The sequence below is a fragment of the Acidocella aquatica genome (assembly GCF_030160635.1).
GTDB lineage: Bacteria > Pseudomonadota > Alphaproteobacteria > Acetobacterales > Acetobacteraceae > Acidocella > Acidocella aquatica.
Window position 1 is genome coordinate 18,768 of the sequence record NZ_BSOS01000017.1, and the last position, 16,673, is coordinate 35,440.

The window sequence follows — 16,673 nt, forward strand, 5'->3', positions numbered from 1 at the left end:
CTAATCCAGTATCACGGCCAGGGATTTGCGCCCGGCGAGGGCGGAGCTGGGCAGGGTGAGGCTGATGCGGCGCTCGGGCAGGATGCTGATGAGGCGCTCAAAGACCAGCCTGTCATCGGCCATGGCACGCAGGCGGCCTTTGTGGGCATGGCTGGCACGCCCGTAAAGCTGGATTTGCGCGCCGCCGGGGATGATGCGCTGCGGGTAGATGTAGCGCAGCGCGCCGCCGGGGGTGACCGGGATGGCGGCGTCCGGGGGTGGCAGCTCACCGCGCAGGGCGCGCAAAATCTGCGCGGCGGCGCGCGCGCCCTCCAGCGCCGCGAAGCCTGAGTGCTCCACCGGGCGGAGCAGATTGCCGGTGGCGAAATAGGCGGGGTCGGAGCAGCGGAAGAAATTATCGATGGCGGGGCCGTTGGTCGCGGGATCAATTTGCAGCCCGGCGCTACGCGGAAGCCATGCTTCGGGGGTGAACTGCCCGGTAAAGATCACGCCGTCGCAGGCGAGCTCCTCGCGCTGGCCGTTGCGCTCAAGCAGCACGGATTCCACGCGGTCGATGCCACGGATTTCCAGTAATTGCGTGTTGGTGCGCACCGGGACGCCAAAAATCGCGCGGGCGAAAAAACCGCCCGGGCGGCGGGCGAGGATGCGCGGACCGGGTTCGAGCATGGCCACGGGTTTGATGCCGGCATGGCGGGCGGTGAGGAGGGCTGAGAAGGCGACGAGTTCGGAGCCGATGATGACCGGGCGGCGGAAGGGGATCTGCCCGGCCTGGGCCATTTCCTGGAAGGCGCCGGTGGTGGTGACACCCCAGGGCCGGGTGCCCGAGACCAGCCGCGCGCCGCGCGGTTTTTCGCGGATGCCGGTGGCAAGCAAAACAATGCGGCTTTGCAGATATTCGGGGCCGCCTGGCGTGCTGATGTGGAGATGCCCATTGGGCTCCATGGCAGTGACGGTGGTGTTGATGAGAATATCCGCCCCCGCCGCGCGGCGGATGAGTTCGGCTGCATAGCGCGGGCCGTTGTAGAGACGGTGCATGTCCCAAACGCCCCAGCCTGGGTGATCGCAAAACCGGGGCAGGCCGCCCGGGTGCGGGTTGCGCTCCAGAACCTGCACGTCGCGGATACCGGCCTGGGCGAGGACGCGGGCGGCCGTGAGCCCGGCGGGGCCGGCGCCGATGATGGTGACATTATGCATCGGCGAGACCAGGGATGTGGGGGGCGGCGAGCTCCAGAACCCGGCGGCTGCAATAAAACCCCTGGCAGCGGCCCATCATGCAGCGGGTGCGCCGGCGCAGGCCCCCGATGGACCCGGCGGGGAGCGGGCCAGCGAGCGCGGCGGCAATTTCATCGCGCGTGACCAGTTCGCAATGGCAGATGATCTCCGAGCGGCCAGGTTGCGCGTATGGGCGCGGCAGGGCCTCGGTGAGGTTGGGGACACGGGGCCAAAGCGGGCTGGGCAGTGGTTTGAGCGTGCCGAAATGCTCCTCGTAGAGGCCGCTCATGTGCCGCGCGATGCCGAGCGCGCCGGTCAGCCCCGTGGAGCGGATGCCCCCGGCGGTGATCCAATTTCGCGCGGGCAGCGCCTCGATCTGATAGTCCTTGAACTGGGTGGCGGGGCGCAGACCCGCGTAGGCGGTGGTGATCTCCATGCCCGAGAGCGCGGGCAGCATGCGGCATCCGGCTGCATGCAGGGCGTTGAGGGTGGCGGTCTCGGTGGTGGCGAGGCGGCGCTCGGGCTGGTCCTCGGCGGTGGGGCCGACCAGCAGGTTGCCAAACGCGGTGCGGGTGATGACGATGCCCTTGGTGCGCGCGGTGGGCACCGGCAGGATGATGGATTGCACAAGATCGTGGGCTGGTTTGTCATACACCACGAACTGGCCCTTGCGCGGGGTGATGGTGAAGGGGCTGGGGCGGGCGATGGCCTCCACCAGATCGCCGAAATTACCGGCGCAGTTGATTACGATGCGCGCCTGAATGGGGGCGTCGTTTTTGATGTTCAGGGTCCAGGCGCCGCCGGTGAAACTGCCGGAGATGACCTCGGCGTTGAGGCGCAGCGTGCCGCCGTTGGCAAGCGCCTGCCGGGCGTAGGCCAAGGGGGCGGACCAGGGGTCGATCAGGGCTTCGCCGGGAATCCAGACGCCGCCTTTAACATCATCGGCCAGGCCGGGTTCGCGGGCGCGCACCTGCGCGGCGGTCATCTGGGTAACGTCCATGACGCCGTTCTGGTGCGCCTGCGTGACGATGCCGGGGAGCTTTTCCAGCTCCTCCGCGCTCCAGGCGGCGACCATGGCGCCCGTTTCCAGCAGCGGCAGGCCCAGGCGCTCGTGGATTTCGCGGTACAGCCGGTAGCCCTCGCGCATGCAGGCAACCTCAAGGCTGCCGGGCGTGGCATCAAACCCCGTGTGCAGGATGGCGCTGTTGCCCTTGCTGGCGCCGGAGATGATGTCCGCCTCGCGCTCGATGAGGACGCAGCTGAGCCCGGCGAGGGTGAACGCGCGCCACGCGGCGCAGCCGACCACCCCGGCGCCGATGATGGCGATATCGAAGCTTGGGGCGGTCATGCCGGTTCCGTGTCGACCACCAGGACCGGGGTTTTTTTACGCGCGGCGATGAGCGCCAGCGTGGCGTTGCTGAAGGTGCCGCGCCTGGCGACGATGAGGCGGGCATCAGGCACTTGCGCGGCGGTGCCCGCCTGAGCATCCAGGCGAAGCAGCCGCTCTCCGGCAGCGCTGGCCAGGGCGGCGGCGATGCCCGCCGCGGGGTCGTTCGGGCCGGTGATGACGGCGAGGATGGGGCCGGATTTTGGCGCGGCACCGCCGGGCAGGATCAACACGCTGGCGGCGGTCTGAAACGCGCTTTCCAGTGTCCGGTCAAACGATTCGCTGGCATAGCCGCTCTGATGGATCACGGCGATGCTCTCGCCCCGGCCGTCTATCGGCTGCTCCAGAACATCCTGGTCGTGGATAATCTGAAAACGGCGGGGGATGGCGGCGGCAGCGGACATTTGCGTGAACAGGCGCTCCGCCGCGGCGATGGCGAGCGAGAGCTCAAGAGATACATTGTCCCCTTCCAGCGGCGCCCAGGCGCGTTCCCCAACACGGAATTCACGCGCAAAAGGCAGGGCGGCAAGACGAGCGGGGGCGGGATCAGCGAAAAACCGGCCAAACAGCTCCAGTTGCAACATCTGCGCGAATTCGGCGGCCTGCTGCACGATCAGCCGGTCGCAGCCACTGCAATGCAGGTCAACGACGATGCGTTTGAACGGCGGGCCGGCGCTGCTCATGGCGCCACCGGCGGCGGAGCGGGTGGCGCAGCGGGCACGGGTTCGGGCGCGGCCGCGGGCGGTTTGGAATCGCCAAAATGCTGGCGGATGCTGGCGAAGGCGCGCAGCCGGTCTTCCACTTTTGCATTGACGCTGCCGGAGGTAAACCTGCCATCCGCCCCGCGCTCACCCGCAGCTATGCCGGTGAGCAGCGCGATACCCTCATCCGCCGTGCCGATCGCGTAGATGGTGAAGCGGCCCTGCTCGCAGGCTTCCACCACATCCTGGCGCAGCATGAGGTGCTGCACGTTCGATTTGGGGATCGCCACGCCCTGCGTGCCGGTGAGGCCGCGCTTGGCGCAGATATCGAAAAAACCTTCGATTTTCTCGTTGGCGCCGCCGATGGCCTGGATCTCGCCCTGCTGGTTGATCGAGCCGGTCACCGCGATATCCTGCCGCAGGGGCACATCCGCCAGAGCGGAGAGCAGCGTATAAAGTTCGGCGGAGGAGGCGCTGTCGCCTTCCACGCCGCCGTAGGATTGTTCCATCACCAGGCTGGCGTAGAGGGACATCGACGTATCCAGCGCGAAGCGCCCGGCGAGGAAGCCGGAGAGGATCAGCACGCCCTTGGAATGGATCGGGCCGCCGAGTTTTGTCTCCCGCTCGATATCCAGCACATTGCCGCTGCCGGGGCGCACGCGGCAGGTGATGCGCGAGGGCCGCCCAAAGGCGAAGCCGCCAAGTTGCAGCACGCTGAGGCCGTTGATCTGCCCGGTGCGCGCGCCCTGCGTGTCGATAAGGGCGATTTCCCGCAGGATGGATTCCTGCGAGCGGTCGCGCAGGCGCGCGGCGCGGCGGATCTGTTCATCAAGCGCCTTTTGCACATCGGCGCGCGTGGTGACCGTGCGCCCCGCCTCGCCGGCGCGGAAGTCGGCTTCAATAATCAGGTCGCGCAATTCGCCGGTGAGCAGGGAGAGCTTTCCGGAATTCTCGGCCATCCGGGCGGCCTGTTCGATAATCAGGCCAACGGCCTCGCATTCCAGCGGGCGCAGCTTATCCTCGTAGGCGAGATTGGCGATGATATGCGCCATCGCCATCTCATTGGCCTCCGAACGGTCGAAATCATCCTCGAAATCGGCCAGGACCTTGAAATGCTCGGTGAGTTCAGGGTCGTACATCGCGAGCATATAGTAGAGCATGCGGTCGCCGAAGAGTACGATTTTCAGGTCCAGCGGGATCGGGTCCGGCTCCAGCGTGACGGTGCTGGTGAGGCCGAGGAAGTGGTTGACATCCTCGATGACGATCTCGCCCTGCTTGAGCAGGCGTTTCAGCGCCGTCCAGCTGAACGGCTCGGTGAGCAGGCTGCGCACGTCGAGCAGCAGGTAGCCGCCGTTGGCGCGGTGCATGGCGCCGGGTTTGATGAGGCGGAAATTGGTGAGCAGCGCCCCCTGCTGCGACATATATTCGATGCGCCCGGTGAGATGGCCCAGCGTGGGGTGCATCTCCTGCACAATGGGCGCGCCGGTTGCCGTGGCGTCATGGCTGACCATGACATTGACCTCGTAACGGTCAAACGGGCCGCCCGGCCCCATGGCGGCGCTCTGCGCTTCCTCGCCTTCGGGTTTGACAATGAACATGCCGATGTTCTCGATCAGGTCGGCGCGCACCGCCTCAAGATGCGCGCTCACCTGCGGCATGTCGGCGAACTTGGTCTTGGCGTCCTCGATCAGCGGGGCGATCGTGAGGCTCGCGGTGTCACGGTTGAGTTTGCGCACCTCCTCGCGCCGGACTTTTTCCCAGGCGGGGAACTGGTGCATGATATGCTCCAGCTCAGGCTCAAGGGCCTCGATGGTTTTTTGCACCTCCCGCTGCTTGGCCTCGTCCCAGGTGCGGAATTCATCCGGGGAGATGACCGTGCCATTTTTGGCCGGGGCAAAGGCGAAGCCAAGCGGGGTGCGCAGCAGCACGAGCTGGGCGGCCTCCGCCTTGTCGCGCAGCGCGGTGAAGGCGTCGGCCTGTTTTTTCTGGAAAACTTCGTCCACGGCGCTGCGGCGTTTCTGGTAGTCCTCGCTCTCGAAGGCCATCGGCAGGGCAGACTTTAAATCCTCGATCAGCTCGTGCATCGCCTTCTGGAACAACGGCGCCCGCCCGGCCGGCAGGCCGATGGCGGTGGGGCGGTGAGGCGCCGCGAAATTATGCACATAGACCCAGTCCGAGGGGGCGGGGCGGTCTGCGCGGGCGGAGGCGAGCATGGTTTCGACCGATTGCTGCATGCGCGCGCCGGGGGCACCGATGGCAAACAGATTGAAACCCGGCTTACTGACGCGGCTGCCAAAACGCACGGCGTCCAGCGCGCGTTTCTGGCCGGTGAAGCCATCCATCGGCGGACATTCGGCAGTGGTTTTGAAAGTAAGCGCGGCAAGATTGGCGGGGCGGCGCAGCAGCGCGGGCGCAACGGCCAGGGAGGGAAGAACGGCGCGTGTCTCTGTGGGCATTTATTTCCTCACTTCGTTTTTAAGCTCCGGGGCTTGGCGCCCCTGTTTGAATTTGTGATTTGGATTTATGCGGCGTAGCCGACGGTCTGCGCGAAGGTGACAAACTGCTCCTTGGGCAATTTTAGGGTCTGGGCGAGTTTTTCCCGCTCAATGGCGCCACGGAAGACGGTGGCAAGCCCCTCCGCCGCGCAGAAGAGGTAGACATTTTGCCCGATACAGCCGGCATCCACCGAGGCATAGAGGCGGCGTTCCACCTCCGGCACTTCCATGCGCTCGCCATGGGCGACATAGATGAGGTCGAGCGGCGCATCGCCCGTGAAATCCTGCAGGCCCGTTGCGTCGCGGATGTCAGCCGGCAGATGCGGCAGCAGGCGGTGGGTGGCCGGGTCATAGAGCCAGGTGCCGTCCGCCATGGCCACATAGATATCCATGACCATGACATGGCGCCAGTAGGGCGCGGTGCGGTCGCCGTTTTCGCGGTTGATGCCGCAGGCGGCCCATAAAAGATCGGAGAGGAGTTGCTCGGGGATGGGCTTGGATGAGTAGCTGCGCGTGGAATGGCGCAGGTTGAGGGCATTGCGCAATGGCATCCCGCCTTCGCGGTTGGGCGGGGGGAGATCGTGCGGCTTCAAATGGCGCGTCATGCTGGCACTCCTGATTTACGAGGCGGATCGCTTTTACGGTGGTTTTCCATTTAATCCAAGGATTTACGGAAGCGAAGAATACTGATGGCAAGCATGCCCGCCGCCAGCGCGGCCAGCGCGGCAAGGTCTGGCCAGAGCGCGCCCAGCCCCACGCCTTTAAGGAAGATGGCGCGGACAACAACAAGAAAATAGCGCAGCGGGTTGATCAAGGTGAACCATTGCAGCACCCGCGGCATGGCGGCGATGGGAAAGGCGAAGCCGGATAATGTGAACAAAGGATTGATGAAGAAAAAGTTCAACGCGAAAGCCTGTTGCTGCGTGCGCGAGAAGGTGGAGAGCAGCAGGCCGAGACCGACCGCGGCGAGCAGGAAGAGCGTGGCGCCGAGCAGCAGGACCAGCGGATTGCCGGCGAAGGGGATGTCGAACCACAGCGTACCGAAAATGGTGACCAGGGCGACATCCCCCAGGCCGATCAAAAAAAACGGCACGGTCTTGCCCAGGATAAACTCAAACGGCCGGATCGGGCTGACCATGATCTGTTCCAGCGTGCCCAGCTCACGCTCGCGCACCACGGCGAAAGCGGTGAGGCTGACGACCTGCATCAGCGTGAGCGTGCCGATGACGCCGGGGATGAAGAACCAGACATCGTTCAGCCCCTCGTTGAACCAGGGGCGCTGTTCCAGCGAGACCGTGATGCCGCCCGGCGGCGTGGCGGGTTGCGGCCAGGCACTGGCCATGGCGCCGGCCTGGAAGCGGGCGGTGATCTGGCTGACATAGCCAAGCGCGATGAGCGCGGTGTTGGAGTTGCTGCCATCGACGATGACCTGCAGGGGCGCGCCCTGGCCGTTGAGCAGTTGGCGGGCGAAGCCAGCGTGGATGATGATGGCGACGGTCGCCGTGCCGGTGTCGATATCGCGCGTGACCTGCGCCTGGCTGGCGGCCATGTCCACGATATTGAAGCGGCCGGTGGCGTAAAACCGCGAGAGCAGGGCGCGGCTGGCGCTGCTGTGGTCGAGGTCCAGCACGGTGGTGGCGACATGGCTGATGGTGAAGGTGGCGGCGTAGCCGTAGATGACCACCTGCAGGATGAGCGGCACGACGAGGCGGAAAATCGCCCAGCGGTCGCGCTTGAGTTCCAGGAACTCCTTCATGAACATGACGTAGAGACGGTCCAGCACGGCGCTAATCCAGCCGCTTGCGGAAGGCGCGGGCGGCCAGCCAGAGCACCGCCACCGCGTAGAGCAGCAGCGCGGCGACCGAGCTTGCCATCTCGGTGAGCGAGCTGCCCTTGAGGAATTCATCACGCAAAATGGTGACGTAGTAGCGCGCGTAAACCAGCAGGCTGATGGCGCGGATGGAGGCGGGCATCTGGTCGAGGGGGAAGGTGTAGCCCGAGAGCATGGCGATGGGCAGCATCGTGACCATCAGCGCGATCTGGCTGGCGCCGAGCTGGTTGTGGATTCGCACCGAGAGCAGATAGCCGATGCCCATGACGACGACGCCGAACAGCGCGGTGGTGAGGATGAGCGTGAACACACTGCCGCGGAAGGGCACCTCGAACCAGAAGGCGGCGGCGAGCAGACAGAACGCGGCATCGAGCAGGCCGATGACAAAATACGGGCTAAGCTTGCCGATCATCAGCTCGGTGGAGGTTACCGGGGTGGAGATGAGCTGCTCCATGGTCCCGCGCTCCCACTCACGCGCGACGGTGAGCGAGGTGAGCTGCGCGCCAACCAGGGCGAGAATGATCGCGACCACGCCGGGGATGATGAAATTGCGGCTGTCCAGCGTCTCGTTGAACCAGACGCGCGATTGCAGGCCGATGCTGCCGGCCGTGGGCGGGCGGACGCCGTGCTGGGCGTCCCACCGGCTGGCGAAGGTGGCGGCGGTCTGGGCGATGACGCCCTGGGCGTAGCCGGAGGCGATGTTGGTGGTGTTGGCGTCCGTGCCGTCAAATATCGCCTGCACCTCGGCCTGGCCCGTCTGCGCCAGCACGCGTGAGAAGCTCACCGGAATCACCAAAGCGCCGATGCAGGTGCCGTCATCCATCGCGGCGCGCACGCCGTGGTCGCTGTTAAGGATGGCGGTGGTTCTGAACCAGCCGGAGGCGGTGAAATCCTGCACCATTTCGCGGCTGGTCTGGCTGTTCTCCTGATCGTAAATGCACAAGGGCACATGTTTGATATCCAGGCTGATGCCGTAGCCGAGCAGGACCATCTGCATCAGCGGCATGAGCAGCGCGATGGCGAGGCTGCGCGGGTCGCGCCAGACCTGCAAGGTCTCCTTGTAGGCGATGGCCAGGATGCGGCGCAGGTTCATGGGCTGGCCTCCTGCCGCCGGGAGACGAGCTGCACGAACACATCCTCCAGGCTGGGCACGATGGCGCGGATGGGGCCGGCTTCCATGCCCTGGGCGGCGAGGTAGGCGAGCAGCGCCTCGCCGCTGGTGCCCGCGCGCAGCAGCACATGCAGCTTGTCCGCGAAAATAGCGGCCTCGATGACGCCTGGCGCCTGGCGCGTGGCGGCCAGGGTGGCGCCCAGCGTGGGGCACTCCAGCTCGAAGAGCTGCCCGCCAAGGTCATGGCGGCGCAACTCGCCGGGGCTGCCGATGGCAATGAGCTTCCCCGCGTCGATCAGCGCGATGCGGTTACAATATTCGGCCTCGTCCATGTAATGGGTGGAGACCAGAACGGTCACGCCATCAGCCGCCAGGGTGTGGATGAGGTCCCAGAAGCGGCGCCGCGCCTCGGGCTCCACGCCGGAGGTTGGCTCGTCGAGGAACAGCACCGGAGGGCGGTGCAATATGGCGCAGCCCAGCGCCAGGCGCTGCTTCCATCCCCCGGCCAGCGTGCGCACCAGCGCGCCCTCGCGCCCCTCAAGCCCCGCCATGGACACGGCAAAGGCGATGCGCTCCGGGATTTGCTTGCGCGGCACCTGATAGATACCGGCGAAGAAGCGCAGGTTCTCATGCACCGTGAGGTCGCCGTAGAGGGAGAATTTCTGCGACATGTAGCCGATGTGCAGGCGCACGATGTCCGGCTGGCGGACGATATCATATCCCGCGACGCTGGCGCTGCCCGAGGTGGGGCGCAGCAGGCCGCAAAGCAGGCGGATGGTGGTGGATTTTCCCGCGCCATTGGGGCCGATGAAACCGGCGACTTCTCCTTTCGCAATCGAGAGGTCCAGATGGTCCACCGCCGTGAAGGCGCCGAATTTTTTCGTCAGCCCCTGGGCGATGACGGCGGGGGCGGCGTTCATGCCGGGGCTCCGCCGCCAACCAGGGCCACGAACACATCCTCGATGGCGGGTTCGATGCGGCTGATGCCGGTGACGGCGATGTTTTGGGCATCCAGCCTGGCCCGCAGCTCCGGCGCGCGGCGGGCCGCATCGTCAACGCGCACATTAACCCGGTCGCCCATCAACAGCAGGCCGAGCACGCCGGGGGCATCGGCGAGGGCCGCGCGGACGGCGCGGGGATCTGCCGCGGTGATCGCGAGCAGCATCCCCGGCATCGCTTGTTTCAGCCTGGCCGGCGTGTCGCAATAATGGATTTTGCCAGCATCCATCAGTGCCAGGCGCGAGCAGCGCTCGGCTTCGTCCATATAGGCGGTGGAGAGCACGATGGTGACGCCGCTTTCGCGCAGATTGTAGAGAATGGCCCAGAAATCGCGCCGCGAGACAGGGTCGACCCCGGTGGTGGGCTCGTCCAGCAGCAATACGCTGGGGGTGTGGATGAGTGCGCAGACCAGGCCGAGCTTCTGCTTCATGCCGCCCGAGAGCTGCCCGGCAAGGCGTTTTTGAAAAGGGCTCAGCCCCGCCGCTTCCAGCAGCTCCCGCGCGCGGGCGAGGCGGATTTTGCGCGGCACGGAGAACAGCTCGGCATAGAAGAAGATGTTCTCGGCAACGGTCAGGTCCTCATAGAGGCCGAAGCGCTGCGGCATGTAGCTGAGCAGGGATTTTATCCCCTCTGGGTTGGCGATGACGTCAATGCCCTCCACGGCGATGCCGCCGGAATCAGGCCGGAGTACGCCTGCCAGCATCCGCATGACCGTGGTTTTCCCCGCGCCGTCCGGCCCGGCGAAGCCGAAAATTTCGCCACGCTGAATGCTGAAGCTGACATCACTCACCGCCGCCGTGGCGCCGAAGCTGCGCACCAGGTTCTGCGCGATGACGGCGGCCCCGTTATTCATTGCCCGGCGGGCAGCAACGCGATTTTGGCGTCGGCGGGCATGCCGGGGAGCAACTCATGGGTTGGGTTGGCGATGTCGATCCGCACCCGGTAGACGAGCGTGATCCGCTCGGCATAGGTTTCCACTGTTTTGGGGGTGAATTCAGCCACCGGCGAGATGAAGCTGATGCGCCCGGCGTAGGTTTTGCCGGGGTAGGTGTCGGTGGTGACGTCCACGGCCTCGCCAAGGCGGATTTTGCCAAGGTCCGGCTCATTGACATAAGCGCGCAGCCAGACATGGCCAAGATCATCGAGCGTGACGATGGCGACGCCGGGGGCGGCGAGCTGGCCCAGCTCCGCCTCGCGCACGGCGATGACGCCGCTGAAAGGCGCGCGCAGCGTGGTGTAGGAGAGGGTGATGTCATCCAGCCCCAGCCTCGCCTGGGCGGCGGCCTCGTTGGCCTTGGCGAGGCCGATATTGGCTTGCGCCACCTGCACCAATGCGCTGTCATGTGCCACGGTGGCGGTGGCCTGCTGGGCGGCGGTGCGGGCGAGGTCGCGTGCCTGCACCGAGATCGTGCGGGTGTTCACCAGCGCCTGGGCGCGCTGATAGTCCTGCTGCTTCTGAATCTGGTCAAACTGGTCGCTGGCCAGCGTGCTTTGCGCGGCAATGAGGTTGCTCTGGCTCACGGCAACCTGGGCGGTGGCGGTCTCTAAATTGGCGGTGTCTATGGCCACCTGCTGGCGGTAGAGGCGGTCATCCACCTGGGCCAGCACGGTGCCCGCCTGTATGGCCGCACCTTCATCAAAAGGCAGCGCCACGATCGGCGCCTGCACGCCGTTAAAACTAAGGACGCTCTCATGCGCCTCGATATTACCAGAGACGATGATCTGCCCCGCATTCGGCGCGGGGCCGAACAAACCCGGCGCATACCAAAAAGCCAGGCCGCCCGCGATAACAACAACGGCGCCACCATACAGCAGCAGGTTTTTCCAGCCAGTCATGTGTTGTCAGCGCATGCTGCCAGGATGTGAAACACGGAATGATCTGCCAGCATTTTCGGGCAACTCCTTGTTCTTTTTATATAGCCCAGCCAAGCGGCGCAGACCTTGACCTGGATCAACCGGGGCGATGCCATATGATTATGCCGGGAATTGCGCCGAGAACAACCATGTTGGCGTTGGGAGGTTTTGGACAAGGGGCCGCATCCGTTCTAAGCTCTCCCCGATTGATTTTAGCACGGCCGGGTTACTCCTCCAGCTGACGGACCCAATATTTTGACCGCACCAGAGACCATCGGCGCTTTGCCAGGCACCCCGGAAATTCCGCCGGTGAGCGCCGCAATGCGCGAGACGGAGCTGAAATTCGCGCTCACCGCCCCGGCCTTCAATGCGGCGCAGCAATGGGAAAAATTCGACCCGGCCGTGAGGCGGCCGCGCGCCAGGCGGCTGATGGCGGTGTATTTTGATACGGCGGCGGGCGATCTGGCGCGCCACAAGGCAAGCCTGCGCGTGCGCACGGTGAACCGGCGCCATGTGATCACGTTTAAATGGACTGGCAGTTTTGCCGGAGGCTGGTTCGAGCGCGGCGAGGTTGAGGCCGCAAGCCCCACACCGGAGCTCGATATCGCCCTTCTGCCGCCCGAGATCGCGCAGGCGATTATCCGGCTGACCGCAGGGCGCAAGCTGGAGGCGGTCTATAGCAGCGATATCAAGCGGGTGGTCCGGCTGCTGCATGATGGCACCGGCACGATCGAGATGGCGTTTGATTCCGGTGTGATCAGCGCGGGGGATAAAACCTGCCCGGTGCGCGAAGTGGAGATGGAGTTCAAATCCGGCGACGCCGGGGCATTGTATCGCCTGGGGTTGGATTTCGTGGCGGCATTTCCAGCACGTCTGGAGAGCCTGAGCAAGGCCGAGCGGGGGGCGGCGCTGGCCTCGGGCAAGGCGCCGGAGGCGGTGCGCGCGGTCGCGGGGCTGCAGGGTGAGCCGGTGCTCGATGGCGCGATCGGTGCCTTGATCAATGCATGTCTGGGGCAATTCATCGCCAACTGGCCGGCGTTTGAGTCCGGCGATGCGGTGAAGGCGGTCCACCAGATGCGGGTGGCGATGCGCCGGCTGCGCTCGGTGCTGGGATTGTTCCAGCGCGCGTTTCCATCTGCCGGTTTTACCGTTTTTCGTGAACAAGCCAGGAATATCGCCAACGCCATGGGCGAGGCGCGCAACTGGGATGTGTTTGCCGAGTTGCTAAAAACCGGCCCCGCCGCGGCGTTTCCCGGTGAGGCCGGTTTCGAGACATTGCTGGCCGGAGTCGCGCAATATCGCATAGCGGGGCATGACGCGGTGCGTAGCTTGCTGGGTGCTGCCGAAACGCTGCGTTTTGTGCTCAGCCTACAGGGGTTCGCCGCCACGCATGGCTGGCGCAACGCGCTGGCGGGCGAGGCGCTTCCAGAACTTAGCGTTCCAGCAAGGGATTTCGCGGACACCAGCCTGGCGCGGCTGCATCGCAGGCTGTTGCGCGATGGCAAGAACATCACGCATCTTTCGGCGGAGCAGCGCCATGAGTTACGGAAAGATCTAAAAAAACTGCGCTACACGGTGGATTTATTCGGCGGCTTGTTCGATGCGCGCAAACAGATAGCGGCCTATGGCAAGTCATTATCAAAACTGCAGGACCGGCTTGGGGTTTTTAACGATCTGGCGGTGGCGCGCGAATTGGCCTTGCGGCTGGACGCGGGCGATGATGTTGCGGCCAGCCGCGCGGCGGGAATTGTGATCGGCTGGTGCGCGCGTGGGGCGGTGGAAGATGACGAGGGGCTGCGCCGGATGTGGAAGAAAGTTCGCAGGCTGAAGCCGTTTGAATAGAGCGTGATGATTTAAGGGCGAGAATGCGCTGTCAGCCGGGATTCAGTTTTTTATGCAAATCAAATAAGGTGTATTTTCATATGAGTGGTGCCATTGTCCTTGAGTCCACCATCACATGCCCGCAGTGCGGCGTATCCAAGACCGAAACCATGCCGGTCAACGCCTGTCAGTATTTTTATGAATGCACTGGCTGTGGCGCATTGTTGCGCCCCAAGCCGGGCGACTGCTGCGTGTTTTGCTCATATGGCACCGTGGCGTGCCCGCCGGTTCAAATGGCGGGCGGTAGAGATGGCTGCTGCGCGTAAATAATCACGAACAGCCCCCTACCCCAGCGCGTATTCCGCCTCCGGCGTATAAGTCGGCTGGTCCTTGCCTAAAAACGAGCTGAACAGCGTCACGTTATCGGCGCGTATCGGCGCGGAACGGTACAGATTATGCGCCTGCACAAAGCTGGTGACGGCCGGGGTTACGGGCGTGTCCATCCGCGCGAGGGTGACATGCGGGGTAAATCGCCGCCGGTCGGGCGGGATGCCGACGCGGTGCAGCGCGGTTTCCACCTTCGCCTGCAATCGGGCCAGGTCGGCGTTGCGCTCCACCCCGGCCCAGAGCATCGAGACCCGGCCGTATTTCTCAAACCAGCCGAGTCCGGAGAGGCAAAAGGAAAAGCTGCGGCCGCGCAGGGTTGCCAGCGCGAGATCAATTTCCTCGGCCTGCAGGCGGTTGGCCTCGCCGATGAAACGCAGGGTGAGGTGGAAATTCTCGGTCGGCACCCAACGTGCGCCGGGAATATTGCAGGAAAAATCTGCAAGTTCTTCTTTAACCTCCCAGGGGAGGTCGAGGGCAACGAACAAGCGCATGGTTCGGCCACCTTTGGCTTGGGGTCGGACGCGAATCGCGTTTTAGAATTTTGCAATATCGGCGTTTGCCCGGTCAATGATTATATTTTGGCGGTGGCCGCGGCCAGCCAGTCCCGGGCGCCGGCGGGCAGGCTGGGGGAGAGCTCGGCGTAGACCCTGGCATGGTAGGCGTTGAGCCACTCCAGCGCCGGGGCGGTGAGCAGCGCCGGGTTAATCAACGCGCGGTCAAACGGAGCAAGGGTAAGAGTCTCAAAGCATAAAAACTTGCGCGTTTGTGGCGGAAAATCAGCCGGCTGCACCAGCACGAGGTTCTCCAGGCGGATGCCGTAGGCGCCGGGGAGATAGAAGCCAGGTTCATTGGAGAGGATCATCCCCGCCTGCAGCGCCACGGGTTTCGCCGCGCGTGAAATGCTGGCCGGGCCCTCATGCACCGAGAGATACGAGCCGACGCCGTGGCCGGTGCCATGGTCGTAATCCAGCCCCGCCTGCCAGAGGGCCGCGCGGGCAAAGGCGTCAATATGCGCGCCGGCCACGCCTTCGGGGAAAAGCATCTGCGCCAGCGCGATATGCCCGGCGAGGACGCGGGTGACATGTTCGCGCACCAAATCAGGCGCGGGGCCGGGGCCGGTCCAGATCGTGCGGGTGATATCGGTGGTCCCATCGAGATACTGGCCACCGCTATCGATGAGGTAGACTTCGTTGGGCCTTATCGGGCGGTTGCTCTCCGGGGTGACCCGGTAGTGGATGATGGCGCCGTGCTCGCCTGCGCCTGATATGGCGGGGAAGCTCTCGCCCTTAAAATTATGCTCGCCCGCGCGCTCGCCCAGCAGGGCTTCAGCCGCGGAAATTTCGCTTTGCGCACCCATCGGGGCAGCCTTCGCCAGCCACGCCAGAAATCGGACCATGGCGGCACCATCGCGCCGGTGGGCAGCGCGCGCGCCGGCCTGCTCCACCGGGTTTTTCAGCGCGCGCGGCAACGCCACCGGGTCCGGGCCCTCGGCGATTTTGGCGCCTGCGGCCTCCAGCGTGGTTTTAAACCACACTGGCATGGCGGCGGGGTCGTAGCGCACGGTTCTGCCCGCCAGGGAAGCCAGGGCGGCTGGCAGAGCGGCGCGCTCGGCCAGGGCGACATCAGGGCCGAGATGCGCGCGGGTCCCGGGCGGGAGTTTTTCGCCGGACATAAACAAGGTTGCGGTGGAATCCGCGAACAACAGGGCGAAGCCCAAGGCGATTGGCGTGAACTCAACATCCGCGCCGCGAATGTTGAACAGCCAGGCAAGAGAGGCAGGGTCGGAGAGGATGGCGGCATCCTGGCCGGCTTCGCGCAACGCGTTGCCCAGCCGGGCGCGCTTGGCGCTGGAACTCTCCCCGGTGAAAATTTCAGGGTGCGGCACGGCGGGGGCGCTTGGCTGGGCCGGGCGCCCGGCCCAGATCTCGTCCACCGGATTGGTTTTGGTGGCCACCATCTTGGTGGCGGCAAAGCGGGCGAGGCTGTCGGCGCTGAGCATCCAGGGGTCGTAGCCGATGGCGAGGCCCTTGGCATGCTGGGCCAGCCACGCCTCCGGCTTGGTTTCGCTCATGTGCAGGCGCTCCCACAAAGCGGGGTCGGTCTGTTGTTCAAGCTGCAAGGTGTAACGGCCGTCAGAAAAAACCGCCGCGATGGCGGGCAGCACAATCGCCAGCCCGGCGCTGCCGCTGAAACCGGTGATGAACTCCAGCCGTTCCGCCGATTTTGGCACGTATTCACCCAGATGCTCATCGGCGCGGGGGATTAAAAACCCATCCAGCCCTCGGGATTTGAGAGCGGCGCGCAAGGCGGTTAACCGCGTATTATGTTCTGATGTCATGGGTTATCCTTGGTTATGCATTCGTCGCATAGCTGCGCTGGTACCAAAACTTGCCTGAAAACACACGGGCCGTGTTATGTGCAGTGCAGCATAAACGCTGCTGGATCACGTTGAACCGGCCGTTATGCAGGAAAAAACAGGTGACCATCATGACGACCACTATCAAGAACCATTACTCTTTCGGCAAGTTCGGTGAGCTTTTGTTCGCGCGCCAGCGCCCATATGTGGCGGCCAATCGGCACAAGAGCCTGCTGGATGGTTACAAGGCCTGGCGCAAGCGCCGGGAAGCGGAAGCGGAGCTGGAAAGCCTCTCCGACCGCGAACTCTCAGATATCGGCCTGAGCCGCGCTACCATCCATGAGGCCGTTAAAGGCTTCTAAACCTGACTTGAGTGCGATCGTTTGAGGTTCGCCCGGTTAAGCAAGCCAAAAACATGCATCGCCTTCAGAAAAAAACAGGGAGAGCAATGCTCCCCCTGTTTTTCGTGGCGCGGATTTTGTATTTCAGCAGTCCAGTGTCGCGTGGCGTTCCCATTGG

15 protein-coding genes are annotated in these 16,673 nt (G+C 64.6%); 3 read left to right on the forward strand and 12 right to left on the reverse strand.

Annotation, left to right across the window (positions count from 1 at the left end; all coding sequences use genetic code 11):
• The 10 genes from QQJ84_RS05250 to QQJ84_RS05295 all read right to left on the reverse strand — a co-directional run bounded on the left by QQJ84_RS05250 (position 1) and on the right by QQJ84_RS05295 (position 11,572).
• The gene (locus QQJ84_RS05250) at positions 1 to 1,194 is read right to left on the reverse strand and encodes an NAD(P)/FAD-dependent oxidoreductase (protein WP_284257049.1); all 1,194 of its coding nucleotides are present in this window, start codon (positions 1,192 to 1,194) and stop codon (positions 1 to 3) included.
• Positions 1,187 to 2,560 carry an NAD(P)/FAD-dependent oxidoreductase gene (locus QQJ84_RS05255; protein ID WP_284257050.1) on the reverse strand — a complete coding sequence of 458 codons (1,374 nt, stop codon included), beginning with the start codon at positions 2,558 to 2,560 and terminating at the stop codon, positions 1,187 to 1,189. Before QQJ84_RS05255 ends, QQJ84_RS05250 begins: the two co-directional genes overlap by 8 nt.
• Positions 2,557 to 3,282 carry a hypothetical protein gene (locus QQJ84_RS05260; RefSeq protein WP_284257051.1) on the reverse strand — a complete coding sequence of 242 codons (726 nt, stop codon included), beginning with the start codon at positions 3,280 to 3,282 and terminating at the stop codon, positions 2,557 to 2,559. The genes QQJ84_RS05255 and QQJ84_RS05260 overlap by 4 nt, the downstream gene beginning before the upstream one ends.
• A complete protein-coding gene (locus tag QQJ84_RS05265) occupies positions 3,279 to 5,756 on the reverse strand; it encodes a Lon protease family protein (protein ID WP_284257052.1) in 2,478 nt (825 codons plus the stop codon). Before QQJ84_RS05265 ends, QQJ84_RS05260 begins: the two co-directional genes overlap by 4 nt.
• A 65-nt stretch (positions 5,757 to 5,821) precedes the next feature.
• Positions 5,822 to 6,400: a nitroreductase family protein gene (locus QQJ84_RS05270; protein ID WP_284257053.1), complete on the reverse strand. Its 579-nt coding sequence runs from the start codon at positions 6,398 to 6,400 to the stop codon at positions 5,822 to 5,824.
• Positions 6,401 to 6,450: 50 nt separating this feature from the next.
• Entirely contained in the window at positions 6,451 to 7,578 is a 1,128-nt protein-coding gene (locus QQJ84_RS05275) for an ABC transporter permease (protein WP_284257054.1), read from the reverse strand.
• A 4-nt stretch (positions 7,579 to 7,582) separates the two neighbouring features.
• On the reverse strand, positions 7,583 to 8,719 hold the full coding sequence (locus QQJ84_RS05280; protein WP_284257055.1) for an ABC transporter permease: 1,137 nt from the start codon (positions 8,717 to 8,719) through the stop codon (positions 7,583 to 7,585).
• The gene (locus tag QQJ84_RS05285) at positions 8,716 to 9,657 is read right to left on the reverse strand and encodes an ABC transporter ATP-binding protein (protein WP_284257056.1); all 942 of its coding nucleotides are present in this window, start codon (positions 9,655 to 9,657) and stop codon (positions 8,716 to 8,718) included. The genes QQJ84_RS05280 and QQJ84_RS05285 overlap by 4 nt, the downstream gene beginning before the upstream one ends.
• Complete coding sequence (locus QQJ84_RS05290; protein WP_284257057.1) at positions 9,654 to 10,589, reverse strand: ABC transporter ATP-binding protein; 936 nt, start codon at positions 10,587 to 10,589, stop codon at positions 9,654 to 9,656. Before QQJ84_RS05290 ends, QQJ84_RS05285 begins: the two co-directional genes overlap by 4 nt.
• Entirely contained in the window at positions 10,586 to 11,572 is a 987-nt protein-coding gene (locus tag QQJ84_RS05295; RefSeq protein ID WP_284257058.1) for an efflux RND transporter periplasmic adaptor subunit, read from the reverse strand. Before QQJ84_RS05295 ends, QQJ84_RS05290 begins: the two co-directional genes overlap by 4 nt.
• Before the next feature lie 273 nt (positions 11,573 to 11,845).
• Here QQJ84_RS05295 and QQJ84_RS05300 point away from each other — a divergent pair, with 273 nt between their 5' ends.
• The gene (locus tag QQJ84_RS05300) at positions 11,846 to 13,432 is read left to right on the forward strand and encodes a CYTH and CHAD domain-containing protein (protein ID WP_284257059.1); all 1,587 of its coding nucleotides are present in this window, start codon (positions 11,846 to 11,848) and stop codon (positions 13,430 to 13,432) included.
• Between the two features lie 80 nt (positions 13,433 to 13,512).
• Entirely contained in the window at positions 13,513 to 13,737 is a 225-nt protein-coding gene (locus QQJ84_RS05305; RefSeq protein ID WP_284257063.1) for a GDCCVxC domain-containing (seleno)protein, read from the forward strand.
• Positions 13,738 to 13,755: 18 nt separating this feature from the next.
• On the opposite strand, the gene thpR is transcribed toward QQJ84_RS05305, so the two are convergent.
• Both thpR and QQJ84_RS05315 read right to left on the reverse strand, forming a co-directional pair.
• Positions 13,756 to 14,289 carry an RNA 2',3'-cyclic phosphodiesterase gene (thpR, locus tag QQJ84_RS05310; protein ID WP_284257060.1) on the reverse strand — a complete coding sequence of 178 codons (534 nt, stop codon included), beginning with the start codon at positions 14,287 to 14,289 and terminating at the stop codon, positions 13,756 to 13,758.
• Between the two features lie 80 nt (positions 14,290 to 14,369).
• Positions 14,370 to 16,136, reverse strand: coding sequence for an aminopeptidase P family protein (locus tag QQJ84_RS05315; protein WP_284257062.1), 1,767 nt, complete (start codon positions 16,134 to 16,136; stop codon positions 14,370 to 14,372).
• Positions 16,137 to 16,285: 149 nt separating this feature from the next.
• On the opposite strand from QQJ84_RS05315, the gene QQJ84_RS05320 reads away from it, so the two are divergent.
• Positions 16,286 to 16,516, forward strand: coding sequence for a DUF1127 domain-containing protein (locus QQJ84_RS05320; RefSeq protein WP_284257064.1), 231 nt, complete (start codon positions 16,286 to 16,288; stop codon positions 16,514 to 16,516).
• Positions 16,517 to 16,673: the final 157 nt, after the last annotated feature.